Source organism: Streptomyces sp. NPDC046379, from assembly GCF_055587785.1.
This window is the reverse complement of record NZ_JBVJFP010000008.1, coordinates 176,650-193,883: the sequence shown is the minus strand read 5'-3', so window position 1 is coordinate 193,883 and position 17,234 is coordinate 176,650. Positions and strand designations below refer to the sequence as shown.

At 71.0% G+C, this 17,234-nt stretch carries 10 protein-coding genes; 8 read left to right on the top strand and 2 right to left on the bottom strand.

Annotated elements, in window-relative coordinates; all coding sequences use genetic code 11:
- Positions 1-25: 25 nt before the first annotated feature.
- The 3 genes from ACZ6KF_RS16590 to ACZ6KF_RS16580 all read left to right on the top strand — a co-directional run bounded on the left by ACZ6KF_RS16590 (position 26) and on the right by ACZ6KF_RS16580 (position 5,857).
- The gene (locus ACZ6KF_RS16590; protein ID WP_356628830.1) at positions 26-2,119 is read left to right on the top strand and encodes a discoidin domain-containing protein; all 2,094 of its coding nucleotides are present in this window, start codon (positions 26-28) and stop codon (positions 2,117-2,119) included.
- Positions 2,120-2,208: 89 nt separating this feature from the next.
- Positions 2,209-3,285: a DUF1996 domain-containing protein gene (locus tag ACZ6KF_RS16585; protein ID WP_356628658.1), complete on the top strand. Its 1,077-nt coding sequence runs from the start codon at positions 2,209-2,211 to the stop codon at positions 3,283-3,285.
- 127 nt (positions 3,286-3,412) lie between these two features.
- Positions 3,413-5,857, top strand: coding sequence for a glycoside hydrolase family 3 C-terminal domain-containing protein (locus tag ACZ6KF_RS16580; protein WP_469238986.1), 2,445 nt, complete (start codon positions 3,413-3,415; stop codon positions 5,855-5,857).
- A gap of 6 nt (positions 5,858-5,863) precedes the next feature.
- Here the strand turns inward: ACZ6KF_RS16580 and ACZ6KF_RS16575 are convergent, their stop codons facing one another.
- Positions 5,864-7,186, bottom strand: coding sequence for an ROK family protein (locus tag ACZ6KF_RS16575; RefSeq protein WP_356628654.1), 1,323 nt, complete (start codon positions 7,184-7,186; stop codon positions 5,864-5,866).
- Between the two features lie 195 nt (positions 7,187-7,381).
- Between ACZ6KF_RS16575 and ACZ6KF_RS16570 the strand changes: the two genes are divergently transcribed.
- From ACZ6KF_RS16570 to ACZ6KF_RS16550, 5 genes are all read left to right on the top strand, one after another.
- The gene (locus tag ACZ6KF_RS16570; protein ID WP_356628652.1) at positions 7,382-8,698 is read left to right on the top strand and encodes an ABC transporter substrate-binding protein; all 1,317 of its coding nucleotides are present in this window, start codon (positions 7,382-7,384) and stop codon (positions 8,696-8,698) included.
- A 16-nt stretch (positions 8,699-8,714) separates the two neighbouring features.
- Entirely contained in the window at positions 8,715-9,707 is a 993-nt protein-coding gene (locus tag ACZ6KF_RS16565) for a carbohydrate ABC transporter permease (protein WP_356628650.1), read from the top strand.
- A 28-nt stretch (positions 9,708-9,735) separates the two neighbouring features.
- Entirely contained in the window at positions 9,736-10,575 is an 840-nt protein-coding gene (locus ACZ6KF_RS16560; protein WP_356628828.1) for a carbohydrate ABC transporter permease, read from the top strand.
- A gap of 66 nt (positions 10,576-10,641) precedes the next feature.
- Entirely contained in the window at positions 10,642-11,997 is a 1,356-nt protein-coding gene (locus ACZ6KF_RS16555; protein WP_356628648.1) for a GH1 family beta-glucosidase, read from the top strand.
- 511 nt (positions 11,998-12,508) lie between these two features.
- Positions 12,509-16,234: a chondroitinase-B domain-containing protein gene (locus tag ACZ6KF_RS16550; RefSeq protein ID WP_469238984.1), complete on the top strand. Its 3,726-nt coding sequence runs from the start codon at positions 12,509-12,511 to the stop codon at positions 16,232-16,234.
- Positions 16,235-16,355: 121 nt separating this feature from the next.
- Here ACZ6KF_RS16550 and ACZ6KF_RS16545 read toward each other — a convergent pair whose 3' ends face one another.
- Complete coding sequence (locus ACZ6KF_RS16545) at positions 16,356-17,156, bottom strand: FHA domain-containing protein (protein WP_356628644.1); 801 nt, start codon at positions 17,154-17,156, stop codon at positions 16,356-16,358.
- Between the last annotated feature and the right edge of the window lie 78 nt (positions 17,157-17,234).

Below are 17,234 nucleotides of genomic sequence, written 5' to 3'. Positions count from 1 at the left end.
CTCCCTGCTGGCCCTCGGCGCGCTGATGGCGTCGTCGCTCACCCTCACCGCCCCGACCGCGCAGGCGGCCGACACCCTGCTGTCGCAGGGCAGACCCGCCACCGCCTCGTCGCAGGAGGGTGACGCGTACGCCGCGTCGGCGGCCGTCGACGGCAATCTCACCGGCACCCGCTGGTCCAGCAAGTGGAGCGATCCTCAGTGGCTCCAGGTCGATCTGGGCCGCAGTGCGACCCTCAGCCGCGCCGTCCTGACGTGGGAAGCCGCGTACGGCAGGAGCTACCAGATCCAGGCGTCCGACAACGGCACGGACTGGCGGACCCTGAGGACCGTGACCGGCGGGGACGGTGGCACCGACGACCTCGCGCTGTCGGGCACCGGCCGCTATGTGCGGATGCTGGGGACGGAACGGTCCGGTGGTTACGGCTACTCCCTGTGGGAGTTCCAGGTCTACGGGAACACGGACGACACCCCGCCCCCCACGGGCGCGGTCCGGGTGGCGGGCTCCCAGGGGAACTGGCAGCTCACCGTCGGCGGGCAGCCGTACACCGTCAAGGGGCTGACCTGGGGCCCGGCCATCGCCGACGCCCCCCGGTACATGCCGGACGTGAAGTCGATGGGCGTCAACACGATCCGCACCTGGGGCACCGACGGCGGCACCAAGCCGCTGCTGGACTCCGCGGCGGCCCACGGCATCCGCGTGATCAACGGCTTCTGGCTCCAGCCGGGCGGCGGTCCGGGCAGCGGCGGCTGCGTGAACTACGTGACCGACACGACGTACAAGAACAACATGCTGGCCGAGTTCGCCAAGTGGGTGGAGACCTACAAGTCGCACCCCGCCACGCTGATGTGGAACGTCGGCAACGAGTCGGTGCTCGGTCTGCAGAACTGCTACAACGGCGCCGAGCTGGAGACCCAGCGCAACGCCTACACCTCCTTCGTCAACGACGTCGCCAAGAAGATCCACTCGATCGACCCGGACCACCCGGTCACGTCGACCGACGCCTGGACCGGCGCCTGGCCGTACTACAAGCGCAACGCGCCCGACCTCGACCTGTACTCGATGAACTCCTACGGCGACATCTGCAACGTGCAGAAGGACTGGGAGGCGGGCGGCTACACCAAGCCGTACATCATCACCGAGGGCGGCCCGGCCGGTGAGTGGGAGGTGCCGGACGACGCCAACGGCGTCCCCGACGAGCCCACCGACGTGCAGAAGGCCGCGGGCTACACCCAGGCGTGGAACTGCGTCACCGGCCACCGGGGCGTCGCCCTCGGCGCCACCCTCTTCCACTACGGCATCGAGCACGACTTCGGCGGCGTCTGGTTCAACCTCGTGCCCGACGGGCTGAAGAGGCTCTCCTACTACGCCGTCAAGCGGGCCTACACCGGGACGACCGGCAGCGACAACACCCCGCCCGTCATCTCCGACATGAGCGTCGGCCCCGCCTCGTCCGCCCCGGCGGGCGGCGAGTTCACCGTCCGCGCCGACGTCCGCGACCCCGACGGCGACCCGATCACGTACAAGGTCTTCCTCAGCGGGAACTACGCCAACGGCGACAAGCGCCTGGTCGAGGCCAAGTGGCGGTCCACGGGCAACGGGACCTTCGCCGTGACGGCGCCCGAGAAGCTCGGCGTGTGGAAGGTGTACGTCCAGGCCCAGGACGGCCGCGGCAACGCCGGCATCGAGACCAAGTCGGTCAAGGTCGTCGCCCCGCCGGTCAGCGGCACGAACGTGGCGCTGAACAAGCCCACCACCGCCTCCTCCTTCCAGGCCTCCTACGGCGACTGCCCGTGCGAGCCCACCAAGGCGACGGACGGCAGGGCCGACACCCGCTGGGCGAGTGACTGGAGCGACCCGCAGTGGATCCGCGTCGACCTCGGCGCCGCCACCGCCATCCGCAAGCTGCAGCTCGTATGGGACCCCGCCTACGCGAAGTCCTACGAGGTCCAGGTGTCCGACGACGGAAACACCTGGCGCACGGTGCACACCACGACGACCGGCAACGGCGACGTCGACACCATCGACGTCGCGGCGACCGCACGGCACGTACGACTGCACCTGACGGCGCGTGGCACCGGCTGGGGCTACTCGCTGCACGAGTTCGGCGTCCACAGCTGACGCACGCACCCCACCAGGCCCCCGGCAGGGGGCGGCGCTCAGCCCCCTGCCGGGTCACCGTCCCCCCACCCACGGGCTGGAGGCCCTCCATGAGATGGCGTTCGAAACAGCTCTCCGCGCTCCTTCTCGGCAGCGCTCTCGTCGCATCGGTCCTCGGTCTCGGCACGGTCGCCACCGCGGCCGGTGCGGGAAGTCCCGCCCCGGCCGGCGGCCACACCGGGCACACGACGGCGGTGTCGGCCCGGGCGTCCGCCGACGACCCCGACGGGGACGGCTACATACCGGCCGTCCCCCAGGTCACCGGCGTCACACCGTCCACACACACCCCACCGCCGCGCTACCACAAGGAGTTCCAGGCCAACTGCTCCGTCACGCACACCGCTGCGGACGACCCGATCGTGTACCCGGGGCAGCCGGGCAGGTCCCACGACCACACCTTCATGGGCAACACGTCGACGCACGCCGGCAGCACCACCGCGAGCCTCTACGGCGGCAGGACGACCTGCCTGGCGCCGGCCGACGCGTCCGCGTACTGGATGCCGTCCCTGTACAACGGGGACAGGAAGATCCTCCCGGTGGGCCCGCAGGTCATCTACTACAAGGCCGGTGTCACCGACTACACCAGCGTGCGGCCGTTCCCCAAGGGGCTGCGGTTCGTCGTGGGCGATCCGATGCAGAGCGCCGACGAGTTCCGCCGCCACCGCGGCTTCGTCGAAGGCTGGGAATGCGGTGACAGCTTCTTCAACACCGACATCCCCGCGAGCTGCCCGAGCCGGCCCGACGTCCAGCTCAACATCCGTATGCAGGCCCCCAGTTGCTGGGACGGCAAGTACCTCGACACCCCCGACCACAAGAGCCACATGGCCTACCCGGTCGTCAAACCCGGCACCAACGACAACATGTGCCCGGCCTCCCACCCGGTCGCCGTGCCGATGATCGAGTTCAAGATGGCCTTCCCGGTCAACGGCGACATGAGCCAGGTCCGCCTGGCCAGCGGGCGCGGCTACTCCTTCCACTACGACTTCTTCAACGCGTGGGAGGAGCGCACCCTCAAGGCACTGGTCGACGGGTGCATCAGGGGCGGCTTCCAGTGCGACGCACGCGGCTACGACCTGTACCACCCGGAGCGGGGCCCGATCCTGAACGAGGACTACCGGCTGCCCTGACCGACAAGATTCCCCGGGGCCCGGCCGCTCCCGCTCACGCGAGGGCGGCCGGGCCCTCCGCCCTGTCCGGCAGCCTGCGGCATCCGGCGAGGGCCATGACCGACGAACTGTGAGAGAAGGGCGGGACGTGGACGACAGCACGCTCGACCGGCACATCGGCAAGCTGACCCTTGACCAGAAGGTACGTCTGCTCACCGGCGCGACGACCTGGCGCACGGCGGGGGAACCCGGCATCGGACTGCGGGAGATGGCGATGTCGGACGGTCCGGCCGGCGTCCGGGGCGAGGCGTGGGACGAACGATGCCCCTCCGCGCTGCTTCCCTCCGCGTCGGCCCTGGGGGCCCTGTGGGACGAGGAACTGGTGGAGGAACTCGGCGGGCTGCTGGCCGCGGAGGCCGTCCGCAAGGGCGTCGACGTGGTGCTGGCCCCGACGCTCAACCTCCACCGGACCCCGCTCGGGGGCCGGCACTTCGAGTGCTTCTCCGAGGACCCCGAGCTGACGGGCCGTACCGGCGCCGCGCTGATCCGCGGCATCCAGGCCCATGGCGTGGCCGCCACGGCCAAGCACTACGTCGCCAACGACTCCGAGACCGACCGGCTGACCGTCGACGTGCGCGTGTCCGAGCGGGCCCTGCACGAGGTGTACCTGGCGCCCTTCGAGGCGGCCGTCGAGGCGGGCGTGTGGCTCGTGATGGCGGGCTACAACTCCGTCAACGGCGCGACGATGACGGCCCACCCCCTCCTGGCGGACCCCCTCAAGGAGGAATGGGGGTTCGACGGGGTCGTGGTGTCCGACTGGGGCGCCGTGCGGTCGGCCGAGGAGCCGGCCCGCGCCGCCCTCGACCTGGCGATGCCCGGCCCGCAGAGCCCCTGGGGCGCGGAGCTGGTCCAGGCCGTGAAGGACGGACGGGTGGCGCAGGACGCCGTCGACGAGAAGGTCGGACGGCTGCTGCGGCTCGCCGGCCGGGTGGGCGCCTTCACCCCGTACCTCCGGCACCGCGCACCGGTGCGGCGTCCGCAGCAGGGCAGGGCGCTGTTGCGCCGGGCGGTCGCGGCCGGTTCCGTCCTGCTGGCCAACCGGGGGGTGCTGCCGCTCGATCCGGCGGAGCTGTCCAACGTCGCGGTCATCGGCGCGCACGCCGCGTCACCCCGCACCCAGGGCGGCGGCAGCGCCGGCGTCTTTCCCTCGGACGTGGTGACCCCACTGGCCGGCATCCGGGCGCGGCTGCGCGGCCGGGCCCGGGTGGTGCACGTCCCCGGCCCGCTCCCGGGCGGCGGCGCGGCGCCGCTCGGCGCCGACGAGTGCAGCGACCCGCGCTCGGGCGCCCCCGGCGTGCTGCTGCGCGTCCTGGACGGGACGGGGCGTGAACTGCACGCCGAGCACCGCCTCTCGGGCCGGCAGCTGGAGCCGGACCTGCCGCCGGGCGCCCGCACGGTGGAGATCAGCGCGCTGCTGCGACCGCGGCAGCAGGGAACGTGGACGTTCGGCGTCGGCGGCTTCGGCCGGATGACGCTCACCGTCGACGGACACACCGTCCTGGACGGCGTGTTCCCCCGCGGGACGGACGACCCGGCGGTCGTCCACGTCAACCCGCCCGTTCAGCAGGCCTCGACGGAGCTGACGTCGAAGCGGCCCGTGCTCGTGACGGCGCGGCGCGAACTGGTCCACGGCAGCGGTCGCGCCACCGTGGTCACCGCGACGCCGCCGCAGCCCGACGCCGAGCGCACGAGGGCCGCCGCGGTGGAGGCGGCCGGGCAGGCGGACGCCGCGATCGTGGTCGTCGGCACCACCGAAGACGACGAGACCGAGGGGTACGACCGAGGCCACCTGTCCCTCGGCGGGCACCAGGACGATCTCGTGCGGGCCGTGGCCGCGGTCAACCCGCGCACGGTCGTCGTCGTCAACAGCGGCGGTCCGGTCGAGATGCCGTGGCGACAGGACGTGGGCGCGCTGCTGCTCGCGTGGTTCCCCGGGCAGGAGGCCGGCGCGGGGCTCGCCGACGTACTGTTCGGCCTCGAAGAGCCGGGCGGGCGGCTCCCCACGACCTGGGGCGCGTCTCTCAGGGACACGCCGGTGACGCGCACGCGACCCGCACAGGGCCGTCTCGACTACGCCGAGGGTCTGCACATCGGCCACCGGGCCTGGCTGCGGGCCGGCCGAGCGCCCGCCTTCTGGTTCGGCCACGGGCTCGGCTACACCAGCTGGGAGTACGAGGCCGTCGAGGCGCCGGCGAAGGTCACGGCGGGCGAGGCGTTCACCGTGCGGGTGCACCTGCGCAACACGGGGACCCGCGCCGGACGGGAGGTCGTCCAGGTCTACGCCGCGCGGCCGGAGTCGGCCGTGGAGCGGCCCGTACGCTGGTTCGCCGGATACGCGGCGGTCCGCGCGGAGCCGGGCCGGACGGTGACCGCCGAGGTGGAGGTGGCGCCCCGCGCCCTGCGTCACTGGTCGCCGGAGGAGCGCGCCTGGTCCACCGAGCCCGGTCCGTACCGGCTCATGGTGGGCAGGTCGGCGGGGGACCTGCGCTGGGAGGGTGAACTGACGGTCGAGCGTCGGGCGTTCAGCGGCTGAGGCCCTTCACTGCGCCGCCCGTTCGCGCAGGCTCGTCTGCCACACGGGGCCCTGCTGCTCCGGGGCCGACTCGGCGCGGCGGCCACCGCGGGCGAAGAAGTCGGCGAGCGGCAGGATCGCGGCTCCGACGGTGACGGCGTCCGGTCCGAGGGTGCCCAGGTCGATGCTGACGCGCCCGCCGGGGTACTTCAGCGAGTACGACGCGGTGTACGTCCGCACGGTGTCGAGGAAGCGCCGGCCGAGCTGGAGCCCGGCCCAGCCGCCGACGAGGATGCGTTCGGGCTGGAACAGGTTGATCAGGTCGGAGAAGCCCGCACCGAGGAACTCGGCGGTCTCCTCCAGGACGGCCAGGGCGGTCGCGTCGGCAGGCGCCGTGGCGCCCTCGGCGTCGGGGACGGGGTACGCGGCGGCGAGCATCGCGGTCAGCGCGGTCTCCTCGTCCGCGCCCGCCGGTGGCCGCCCGCCCGCCTCCGCCCACCGTTCCAGCAGCGCCTCCGCGCCGGCGTACGCCTCCAGGCAGCCCGTCGCGCCGCAGCGGCAGTTCCGGCCCCGCACCCGTACGGTCAGATGTCCCCACTCCAGGGCCCGGCCGGACCGCATGTCGTCGGTGACGACGCAGGCGCCGACGCCGGAGCCGAAGAGGACCACCACCGCGTTCTGCGCCCCGCGCCCGGCGCCGAACCACATCTCGGCCTGACCGAGCGTCTTGGCGCCGTTGTCGATGTAGTACGGCACGGCCTCGGGCAGCAGCCGGGACTCGCGCAGCAGGCGTTCCAGCGGGACGGCGTCCCAGCCGATGGTCTGGCCGTGCACGACGGCGCCGTCCTGCGCGCTCCGGGCGACGATGCCCGGCACTCCGATGCCGACGCCCAGCAGCCGCTCCGCCGGGATGCCGGCCCGGTCCAGGACCTCGGGGATGCCTTCGCGAAGGTGACCGACCACGACACCGACGTCGTAGCGGTCGACGCGCCGCACCGCGTCGGTGGCCAACGGCCGCTCCACGCGGGCGAGTTCGGTCAGAGCCAGGTCGAACAGCTCGATCCGCACCCGCGTCTCGCCGACGTCCACGCCGATCATGTAGCCGCTGTGCGCGCTGATGCGCAGGAGCGTCCGGGGCCGGCCCCCGGCCGAGTCCACGCTGCCGGCCTCCTCCACCAGGCCCTCGGCGACCAGCTCGGACACCACGTTGCTCACCGAGCCCGAGCTGAGCCCGGTGACCGGGCCGAGCGAGAAGCGGCTGAGGGGCCCGTCGAAATACAACCGTTGCAACACCGCAGTGCGATTCTCGCGCCGCAGGTCACGCACCGTCCGGCCGCTGCGCATCTTCACCCTGCCCCCTCGTCCTCAATGTCCTGCACGCAACTTACATGGGGCCGGGGCCTTGACGCGACCTTCACTTGAGGTTTAACTCACACCGTGAATTAAGCGGCGGGGTGCTTCAGGGCTCGAACGCGGGACGTCACTCGTGTCGCACCCTCCCCGCAGACGAAATCCGTCAACCCTCCCGGAAGGGCCCCTGAAGACATGCGCAGAATCAGAGCCGCAGCCGTCGGCGTCGTCACCCTCTCCCTCGTTCTCACCGCGGCCGCCTGCGGTGGGGGCTCCTCCGGCTCGGAGGGCTCCAACGACCAGCCGAAGACGCTCACCTACTGGGCTTCGAACCAGGGCGCCAACCTGGAGGTCGACAAGAAGGTCCTCCAGCCGGAACTCGACAAGTTCGAGAAGCAGACCGGCATCAAGGTGAAGCTGGAGGTCGTGCCCTGGTCCGACCTGCTCAACCGGATCCTCACCGCCACCACCTCCGGCCAGGGTCCCGACGTCCTCAACATCGGCAACACCTGGTCCGCCTCCCTCCAGGCCACCGGCGCCCTGCTGCCCTGGGACGCCGAGAACTTCAAGGCGATCGGCGGCCGGGACCGCTTCGTGGAGTCCGCGCTCGGCTCCACCGGCGCCCAGGGCCAGGACCCCGCCGCCGTGCCGCTGTACTCCATGGCCTACGCGCTCTACTACAACAAGAAGCTGTTCGCCGAGGCCGGGATAGAGAAGCCGCCGGCCACCTGGGCCGAGCTGGTCGCGGCCGGCAAGAAGCTCACCGCGAAGGGTTACAACGGTCTGGGCGCCGAGGGCTCCAACCTGTCGAACAACATCCACCAGGTGTTCGTCCTCGGCAAGCAGCACGGCGCCGACTTCTTCACCGCCGACGGCAAGCCGGACTTCACCTCCGCCGGCGCGGTGGCCGCGGTCAAGCACTACGTCGACCTGATGGCCAAGGACAAGATCGTCGCCCCGGGCAACGCCGAGTACGCCCAGAACCAGTCCCTGAGCGACTTCGCGAAGGACAAGACGGGCATGGTGCTGTGGCAGACCGCGTCCGCCACCTTCAAGACCCAGGGCATGAACGACGACGAGTGGGGAGTGGCGCCCGCCCCCGTGCTGTCCGGCGAGCCCGGCCCGGGCGAGGCCACCAACTCCATGGTCGCCGGCATCAACCTGGCCGTCTTCAAGAACACCAAGAACATCGACGGCGCCAAGAAGTTCGTCAACTTCATGACCAGCGAGGAAGAGCAGGTCGTCCTCAACAAGGCCTACGGCTCCATCCCGCCGGTCAAGGCCGCGCAGGAGGACCCGGCCTTCAACACCCCCGCGCTCGCCGTGCTGCGCGAGACCCTGGCGAGCAGCGCCACCGCGCTCCCGCAGGTGCCCGAGGAGTCCCAGTTCGAGACCGTCGTCGGCACCGCGGTCAAGGAGCTGTTCGCCGACGCCGCCGCGGGACGGCCGGTGACCACCGAGTCGGTGCGGGCCAAGCTCGAGAAGGCCCAGCAGCAGATGCCCAAGAACTGAGTGGCGGACCACCACGATGACTCTCACCGCTGCCCCTGACACAGGCGAGCGGAAGGCACGCAAGAGTTCCCCCGGAGCGCCGCGCAAGCGCCGCTCCGGGCGGCTGCGGCGCATCAGCCTGCCGTACCTCCTGCTCCTGCCCGCGCTCCTGCTCGAACTGCTGGTCCACCTCGTGCCGATGGTGATCGGCATCGCCGTCAGCTTCAAGGAGCTGACCCAGTTCTACATCCGCGACTGGACCACCGCGCCCTGGGCCGGCTTCGACAACTACTCCCTCGCGGTCGACTTCGACGCCCCCGTGGGCGAGGCGCTGCTCAACTCCTTCGTCACCACCTGCCTGTTCACCGTCCTGTCGGTCGGCCTGTGCTGGCTGCTCGGGGCGGCCGCCGCCATCTTCATGCAGGAGAGCTTCCGCGGCCGCGGCTTCCTGCGCACGCTCTTCCTCGTCCCGTACGCGCTGCCCGTCTACGCCGCCGTCATCACCTGGGCGTTCATGTTCCAGCGGGACAACGGCCTGATCAACCACGTCGTGCACGACCAGCTCGGCCTCACCGACAGCCCGCCGTTCTGGCTGATCGGCGACAACAGCTTCGTCGCCCTGCTCGTCGTGTCGGTGTGGAAGGGCTGGCCCTTCGCCTTCCTCATCATCATGGCCGGACTGCAGAACATCCCCCGGGAGATCTACGAGGCCGCCGCCCTCGACGGAGCCGGCGTCTGGCAGCAGGTCCGCCGCATCACGCTGCCGTCGCTGCGCCCGGTCAACCAGGTCCTCGTCCTCGTGCTGTTCCTGTGGACGTTCAACGACTTCAACACCCCCTTCGTCCTCTTCGGCGAGGCGGCGCCCGAGGCCGCGGACCTCATCTCCCTGCACATCTACCAGTCCTCGTTCCAGACCTGGAACTTCGGCGCCGGCTCCGCCATGTCGGTCCTGCTGCTGCTGTTCCTGCTCGTGGTGACAGGCGTCTACCTCCTGCTCACGTCCCGAGGAAGGAAGGCCTCCGATGCCTAGCCAGTCCCGGCGTCAGGCCCGCTCCCCCATGGCCGCCCCGCAGTCCTTCCTGTGGAGCCGGCGGATCTTCCTGACGCTCCTCGCCGGCTTCGTCCTGCTGCCGGTGTACGTGATGATCTCCAGCTCGCTCAAGCCGCTGGAGGACGTGTCCGGCAAGTTCCAGTGGTTCCCCACGGGCCTCACCGTCCGCCCGTACTTCGACATCTGGGAAACCGTCCCGCTGGCCGACTACTTCGTGAACTCGCTGATCGTGGCCGGCGCGGCGACCGTCTGCTCCGTCACCATCGCCGTGTTCGCGGCCTACGCGGTCAGCCGCTACACCTTCCGCGGCAAGCGGGTCTTCACGGTCACGGTGCTCTCGACGCAGATGTTCCCCGGCATCCTCTTCCTGCTGCCGCTGTTCCTCATCTACGTCAACATCGGCAACGTCACCGGCATCGCCCTCTTCGGCTCCCGCGGCGGCCTGATCCTCACCTATCTCACCTTCTCGCTGCCCTTCTCCATCTGGATGCTGATCGGGTACTTCGACTCGGTCCCCAGAGACCTCGACGAGGCGGCCAAGGTGGACGGGTGCGGACCGCTCGGGGCCCTCTTCCGGGTCATCGTGCCCGCCGCGGTCCCGGGCATCGTCGCCGTCGCCGTCTACGCGTTCATGACCGCATGGGGCGAGGTCCTCTTCGCCTCCGTGATGACCAACGACACCACCCGCACGCTCGCCGTCGGCCTCCAGGGCTACTCCACCCAGAACGACGTGTACTGGAATCAGATCATGGCCGCGTCCCTGGTCGTGAGCCTTCCGGTCGTCGCCGGCTTCCTGCTCCTCCAGCGCTACCTCGTCACCGGGCTGACCGCCGGCGCCGTCAAGTAGCGGCCCGCGCTCCCTGCGCCCACCGCACCCTCCGATCATCCCAGTCACCCCAGAGAGGCACCCTCCGTGTCCGAAGCGATAGACCTCGCCGCCTTCCCCCCCGACTTCGTGTGGGGCACGGCCACATCCGCCTACCAGATCGAGGGCGCCGTCGCCGAGGACGGCCGGGCCCCGTCGATCTGGGACACCTTCTCCCACACCCCGGGGAAGATCGACAACGACGACCACGGCGACGTGGCCTGCGACCACTACCACCGCTGGCCCGAGGACATCGCCCTCATGAAGGAGCTGGGCGCCGGCGCCTACCGGATGTCCATCGCCTGGCCCCGCGTCGTCCCCGGCGGCGACGGCCCCGTCAACGCGGCCGGCCTCGACTTCTACGACCGCCTCGTCGACGGCCTCCTCGACGCCGGCATCACGCCCAACATCACCCTCTACCACTGGGACCTTCCCCAGGCGCTCCAGGACCGGGGCGGCTGGACCAGCCGCGAGACCGCCGAGCACCTCGCCGCCTACGCCTCCGCGGTCGCCGGGCGGCTCGGCGACCGGGTCACCCGCTGGGCCACCCTCAACGAGCCGCTGTGCTCCGGATGGATCGGTCACCTCGAAGGCCGGATGGCCCCCGGCCTCACCGACCTGACCGCCGCCGTGCACGCCTCGTACCACCTGCTCCTCGGCCACGGACTGGCCGCGCAGGCGATCCGCGCGGCTGTGCCGGGCGCCCAGGTCGGGCTCGTGACCAACCACTCGACCGTGGAGGCCGCCTCCACCCGGCCCGAGGACATCGCCGCGGCCACCCGCATGGACGGCCACACCAACCGCTGGTGGCTCGACCCCGTCTACGGCCGGGGCTTCCCCGCCGACATGCGCGAGCTCTACGGCGTCGAACTGCCGGAACGCCCGGGCGACCTGGAGACGATCGCCGTCCCGCTCGACTGGCACGGCCTCAACTACTACTTCCCGGTCACGGTCGCCGACGACCCGGCCGGCCCCGTCCCGTACGCCCGCGAGATCCGCCTGCCCGGCGTGCCCCGCACCGGCATGGACTGGCAGATCGACGCCGACGGCCTGGAGGCGTTCCTGATGCGGCTGACCGACGACTACGGCGTCCGCAAGCTGTACGTCACCGAGAACGGCTCCGCCTTCCCCGACACCGTCGCACCCGACGGCACCGTCGACGACCCCGACCGGGCCCGCTATCTGGAACAGCACGTGAGCGCCTGCGCCCGCGCCGTCCGCAAGGGCGCCCCCCTCGCCGGCTACTACGCCTGGTCCCTTCTCGACAACTTCGAATGGGCCTACGGCTACGACAAGCGCTTCGGCCTCGTCCACGTCGACTACGCGACGCAGGCCCGCACCGTCAAGTCCAGCGGCCACCGCTACGCCGACATCATCCGCGCCCACCGCCGGCTCCAGGGCTGACCCGCGCCCCGGAGGATGCTCCCGCCCGCGGGAACGGGTGCGCCGCCAGGAGCGCGGCGGGCCGTGGGGGGCGCCGGCTTGCCGGCCGGCGCCCCCCACGGCGCCCCGGGCGAAGCGGGCATGGGCTGTGCGCGGCTTGGGGCCGTCACGCCCGGATCGCCCCCGCCGTGTGAGTTCGCCGGTCGAGTGTCACTCGGGTCCCGCTCCAGCCTCGGTCTTTCGAGACGGTCCACCGACGACGTCGGCGGACCGTCTTGTCGTCGGTGGCCATGGCCGGGCAGGTGGGAGCCCGAGTGTCGCCTCGCGTGAACGCATGGCCCGTTCGTCGCCCGAACGCGGTCCTCGGCCCGGTCCCACAGGACGCGGGACGGGTCCCGTCATGCCTCTGACACCGTGCCCCCGCATGTGGGGCATCACCTCGGGTGCGCCCCTTCACGGTTATCGACCACAACCGTCCGGCCCCGAAACGTCCGTCTCGGTCGACCGGGGCTGTCAAGGGAAGCGAGGCCCAATGAGACGCATGATTCATGCGCTGTTAGTGGGTGCGGTCGCCGTCGGAGTCCCGGGTGGGTTCCACCCGGCCGCCTCGGCCGCCGCCACCCCTCCGCTGGAGGTCAAGAGCGTCACGGCGAGCGCCGATGACGGCAACGTCGCCGCCAACACCCTCGACGACGACCTGAGTACCCGCTGGTCCGCCGAGGGCGACGGGGTGTCCATCCGCTACGACCTCGGCTCGGTGCAGACCGTCGGGTCGGTGTCGGTCGCCTGGCACCAGGGCGACCGCAGGCAGAGCACCTTCGACGTCCAGCTGTCCGCGGACGGATCGTCGTGGACCACCGTCGTCAACCGGAAAGCCGGCGGTGGCAGCACTCTTGAGCAGCAGAGCCACGACTTCGCCGACGCCCCGGCCCGCTACCTGCGGATCGTCGGCCACGGAAACACGACCAACGACTGGACCAGCATCACCGAGACGGACATCCACGGAGCCGACGGAGGCGGAGGCGACGGTGGCGGCTCCTGCGCGTACCCGGCGGACGTGCTGGACCTGACGAACTGGTACATCGGGCTGCCGGTGGGCGACGAGGAGTCCCCCACCAACGTCTACCAGCCGCAACTCGCCACGTACCGGCACGACCCGTGGTTCGTCACGGCCGACGACTGCTCGGCCGTCCGGTTCCGGGCACCGGTCAACGGGGTCACCACCAGCGGCTCCAGCTACCCTCGCTCGGAGCTGCGGGAGATGACGGACTCCGGTACGGCCAAGGCAAGTTGGTCGTCCACGTCCGGCACCCACACCATGGTGATCGACCAGGCCATCACGGCCGTTCCCGAGGAGAGGCCGTACGTCGTCGCCGGGCAGATCCACGACGCCTCCGACGACGTCACCGTCTTCCGCCTCGAAGGCAGCAGGCTCTACATCACCGACGGCGACACGTCGCATCACCATCTGGTGACGGACACCTACCGGCTGGGCACGAGGTTCCAGGCGAAGTTCGAGGTCAGGGACGGCGAGACGAGGGTCTACTACAACGGCGCGTTGCAGACCACGCTGTCGAGGGACTACTCCGGCGCCTACTTCAAGGCCGGCGCGTACACGCAGGCCAACTGCGGCAACGCGGATCCGTGCAGCGCGGACAACTACGGCGAGGTCAAGATCTACGGCCTCGACGTCACACACGGCGACGGCGCGGGCGGAGGTTCCGGGGACTCGACCGAGGCCGCCGAGCGGTACGGCTGGGGCGCCCCGCTGCCGGTCTCCGACGAGTTCGACTACACCGGCGCGGTCGACCCCGCCAAATGGGCCGTGCCGACGGGCGAGGTCGGCGGCACGCAGGGATGCTGGGAAGGACACGCCGGGAACGGCCGCCGCTGCGCCGAGAACAGCACCGTCGCCAACGGCATGCTCACCATGCGCGGCGAGGCGAACGGCGACACGGGCTGGCTGCGGCAGCGGCGTGACGCCCAGTACGGCCGGTGGGAGATCCGTTCGCGCTCACGGAACACCGGCTCGGCCGGCGGGCTCTACCACGTGCTGCACCTGATCTGGCCCACCGCGGGCAACCGGCTCGAGAACGGGGAGTACGACTGGGTCGAGACGTCCGACCCCGAAGCCCAGTGCCTCACCGCTTTCCTGCACTATCCGAAGAGCCCGACGGACAAGAAGGAACGCAACGACCACTGCCCGGTGGACATGACGCAGTGGCACAACTTCGCTTTCGAGTGGACGCCGGACGCATTGGTGGGCTACGTCGACGGCGTCGAGTGGTTCCGGGAGTCGGGCGGCGCGGACGCCGACCGGGGGGACATCCAGACGATGCCCTCGGGGCATCTGAACATCCAGCTCGACAACTTCACCGGCGACAGCGGGCTGCGCCCGGCCGTGCTCGAGGTCGACTGGGTCCGGACGTACGACATCGAGCCCGCCGGCGGCGATCCCGGCGATCCCGGCGAGGACCTGCCGGTCCGGGTGGTCGGCGTCTCGGCGAGTCCCGATGACGGCAACGTCCCCGCCAACACCCTGGACAACGACCTGAGTACCCGCTGGTCGTCCGAGGGCGACGGGGCGTGGATCCGCTATGACCTGGGCTCGACGCGGACCGTCGGGTCGGCGTCGGTCGCCTGGCACCAGGGAGTCGGCAGAACGAACACGTTCGACGTCCAGCTGTCCGAGGACGGGGCCTCGTGGAGGACCGTCCTGGCACGAACCACCAGCAGCGGCACCACACTTCAGCAGGAGAAGTACGACTTCGCCGACGCCCCGGCCCGCTACGTGCGGATCGTCGGCCACGGAAACACGACCAACGACTGGACCAGCATCACCGAGACGGACATCTACGGAGCCGACAGCAGCGGCGGAGACGACGGCGGCGGGGACGACGGGGAGCCGACCCCTGTCCGCACGGTCCGTGTGGCGGACTCGGACGCGTTGGAGAGCGCGTTCGGGGACGCGCGGGCCGGTGACCGCATCGTCCTCGCGGACGGCACGTACGCGATCGGCGGCATGACCGGCAAGAACGGAACGGCCGCCGCACCCATCACCGTGGTCGCCGAGAACCGCGGCAGGGCGGTGATCGGCGACGGGCAGCTGGAAGTCGCGGACTCCTCCTACGTCACCTTCCAGGGCCTGAAGTTCACGAACAGCGACACCCTGAAGATCACCAGGTCGAACCATGTGCGGCTGACCCGCAACCACTTCCGGCTGACCGAGGAGTCCTCACTGAAGTGGGTGATCATCCAGGGTGCGGGCAGCCACCACAACCGGATCGATCACAACCTGTTCGAGGAGAAGCACCAGCTCGGGAACTTCATCACCATCGACGGATCCGAGACCCAGCAGTCACAGCACGACCGCATCGACCACAACCACTTCCGCGACATCGGCCCCCGCGCGGACAACGAGATGGAGGCCATCCGGGTCGGCTGGAGCGGAATCTCCCGGTCGAGCGGATTCACCGTCGTCGAGTCGAACCTCTTCGAGAACTGCGACGGTGACCCGGAGATCGTCTCCGTGAAGAGCAACGACAACGTCGTCCGCTACAACACCTTCCGCGCCTCCCAGGGCGTCCTGTCCCAGCGGCACGGGAACCGGGGCGTCTTCCACGGCAACTTCTTCCTCGGCGAGGGCAAGGCGGAGACCGGCGGGATCCGTCTCTACGGCCAGGACCACAAGGTCTACAACAACTACTTCGAGGGCCTGACCGGCACCGGCCACGACGCCGCGCTGCAGATCGACGGCGGCGACGTGGACACCTCGGGCGCGCTGAACGCACACTGGCGCGTCTACCGGGCGACCGTCGTGAACAACACCTTCGTGAACAACGTGTCGAACATCGAGATCGGCGCCAACTACAGCCTTCCCCCGGTCGACTCCGTCATCGCCGACAACGTCGTCACCGGCAGCCGGGGCAAGCTGATCAACGAAGTCAGGAAGCCCCTGAACATGACCTACTCCGGGAACGTGGCCTGGCCGACCGGATCGGCGACCCTCGGCGTGTCCGTGCCCGCCGGCTCCGTCAGGGCGGTCGACCCGCTGCTCGCCCTGGACGGTTCGCTCTACCGGATCGGCGCGGGAAGCCCGGCGATCGACTCCGGCACCGGCGGCCACCTCTTCGTGACCGACGACATGGACGGCCAGGCCCGCTCCGGCGGCGTCGACGTCGGCGCCGACGAGCGGTCGGCGTCCACGGTCGCACGGGCCCCGCTCACCGCGGTGGACGTCGGCCCCGGGGCCGCGTAGGACAGGCGAAAGGACCGGTGACGGGCCGACCCCCGTCACCGGTCCTGACCGTCGCGCGGGGTACTGCGGTCCGGCGCTCCCGGCGGGCCCGGGCGGCGCCGGCTGCGCGTCGAGCGCGTGACTACGGCTGTCCCCCGGGCGCGCCGTCCGGGCCGCCGGGGACGTCGTCCATCAGGTCCAGGTCCGGCGGGACGAGGGTCGTCGACTCGACCAGGCCCTTGAGCAGGTTGTGCAGCAGGCTGTTGTCGGAGGGCCGCTCCCCGGACCTGTCGTGCATCAGCGCGTAGCGGAAGCCGGTGCCGTGCAGCCGGCGTCGTACGGCCTCTATCCGGTGCTCGATCCTGCGCTCGTTCCAGTTGCCGTCCGGGCGCAGATGGGCGAGCTGCCGGGCGGCCATGGAGTACGTCAGGGGCCGCGGATCCTCCTCGTAGAGCAGGTACCGCTGGCCGAGCACGACCAGAAGCAGCCGTTCGTCGTCGTTGAGGGCCCAGGTCTGCGGCCGCAGGGTGTCGGCCCGCCGGCGGGAGACGGGGCCCTGGTCGTCGTGGTCGGCGACGTACAGCTCGACCAGGTGCTCGCGGTAGCCGGAGCCCTTGACGAACAGAGGGGTGTATCCGGTGCTCAGGGGCAGGGGCTCGGTGGCGCTGTGCATCATCCGGCCGCGCGGCAGCCGCACGAGCTGAAGCCCGGTGTTGCGCAGCCACCAGTGGCCCTGGCGGAACGTCAGCTCCCCGTGCCGGCGGCTCACCCGGAGATCGTCGATACCGACCTCCAGGTCCACGTCGGGGCGCTCGCCCCGCCCGAAGCGGACGGTCCGTCCGGGGCTGGGCGGGACGCAGAGGTCGCCGGTGACCGTGCGCGCGTGCAGGGTGCCGGGCGCGGTGGGCGCGACACCGCGCGCGAGGCTGGTGGAGAAGGACATCGCGGGTCTCCTCGGTGCGGAGGGCGGAGGACGCCTGTGGTTCGACACGGCGGGGCCTCGGGGCGACCGGCTCCGCCG

Coding starts and splice junctions, on each gene's coding strand:
- ACZ6KF_RS16590 (WP_356628830.1), top strand. CDS start 26: ATGGCGTCGTCGCTCACCCTCACCGCCCCGACCGCGCAGGCGGCCGAC.
- ACZ6KF_RS16585 (WP_356628658.1), top strand. CDS start 2,209: ATGAGATGGCGTTCGAAACAGCTCTCCGCGCTCCTTCTCGGCAGCGCT.
- ACZ6KF_RS16570 (WP_356628652.1), top strand. CDS start 7,382: ATGCGCAGAATCAGAGCCGCAGCCGTCGGCGTCGTCACCCTCTCCCTC.
- ACZ6KF_RS16565 (WP_356628650.1), top strand. CDS start 8,715: ATGACTCTCACCGCTGCCCCTGACACAGGCGAGCGGAAGGCACGCAAG.
- ACZ6KF_RS16560 (WP_356628828.1), top strand. CDS start 9,736: ATGGCCGCCCCGCAGTCCTTCCTGTGGAGCCGGCGGATCTTCCTGACG.
- ACZ6KF_RS16550 (WP_469238984.1), top strand. CDS start 12,509: ATGAGACGCATGATTCATGCGCTGTTAGTGGGTGCGGTCGCCGTCGGA.
- ACZ6KF_RS16545 (WP_356628644.1), bottom strand. CDS start 17,156: ATGTCCTTCTCCACCAGCCTCGCGCGCGGTGTCGCGCCCACCGCGCCC.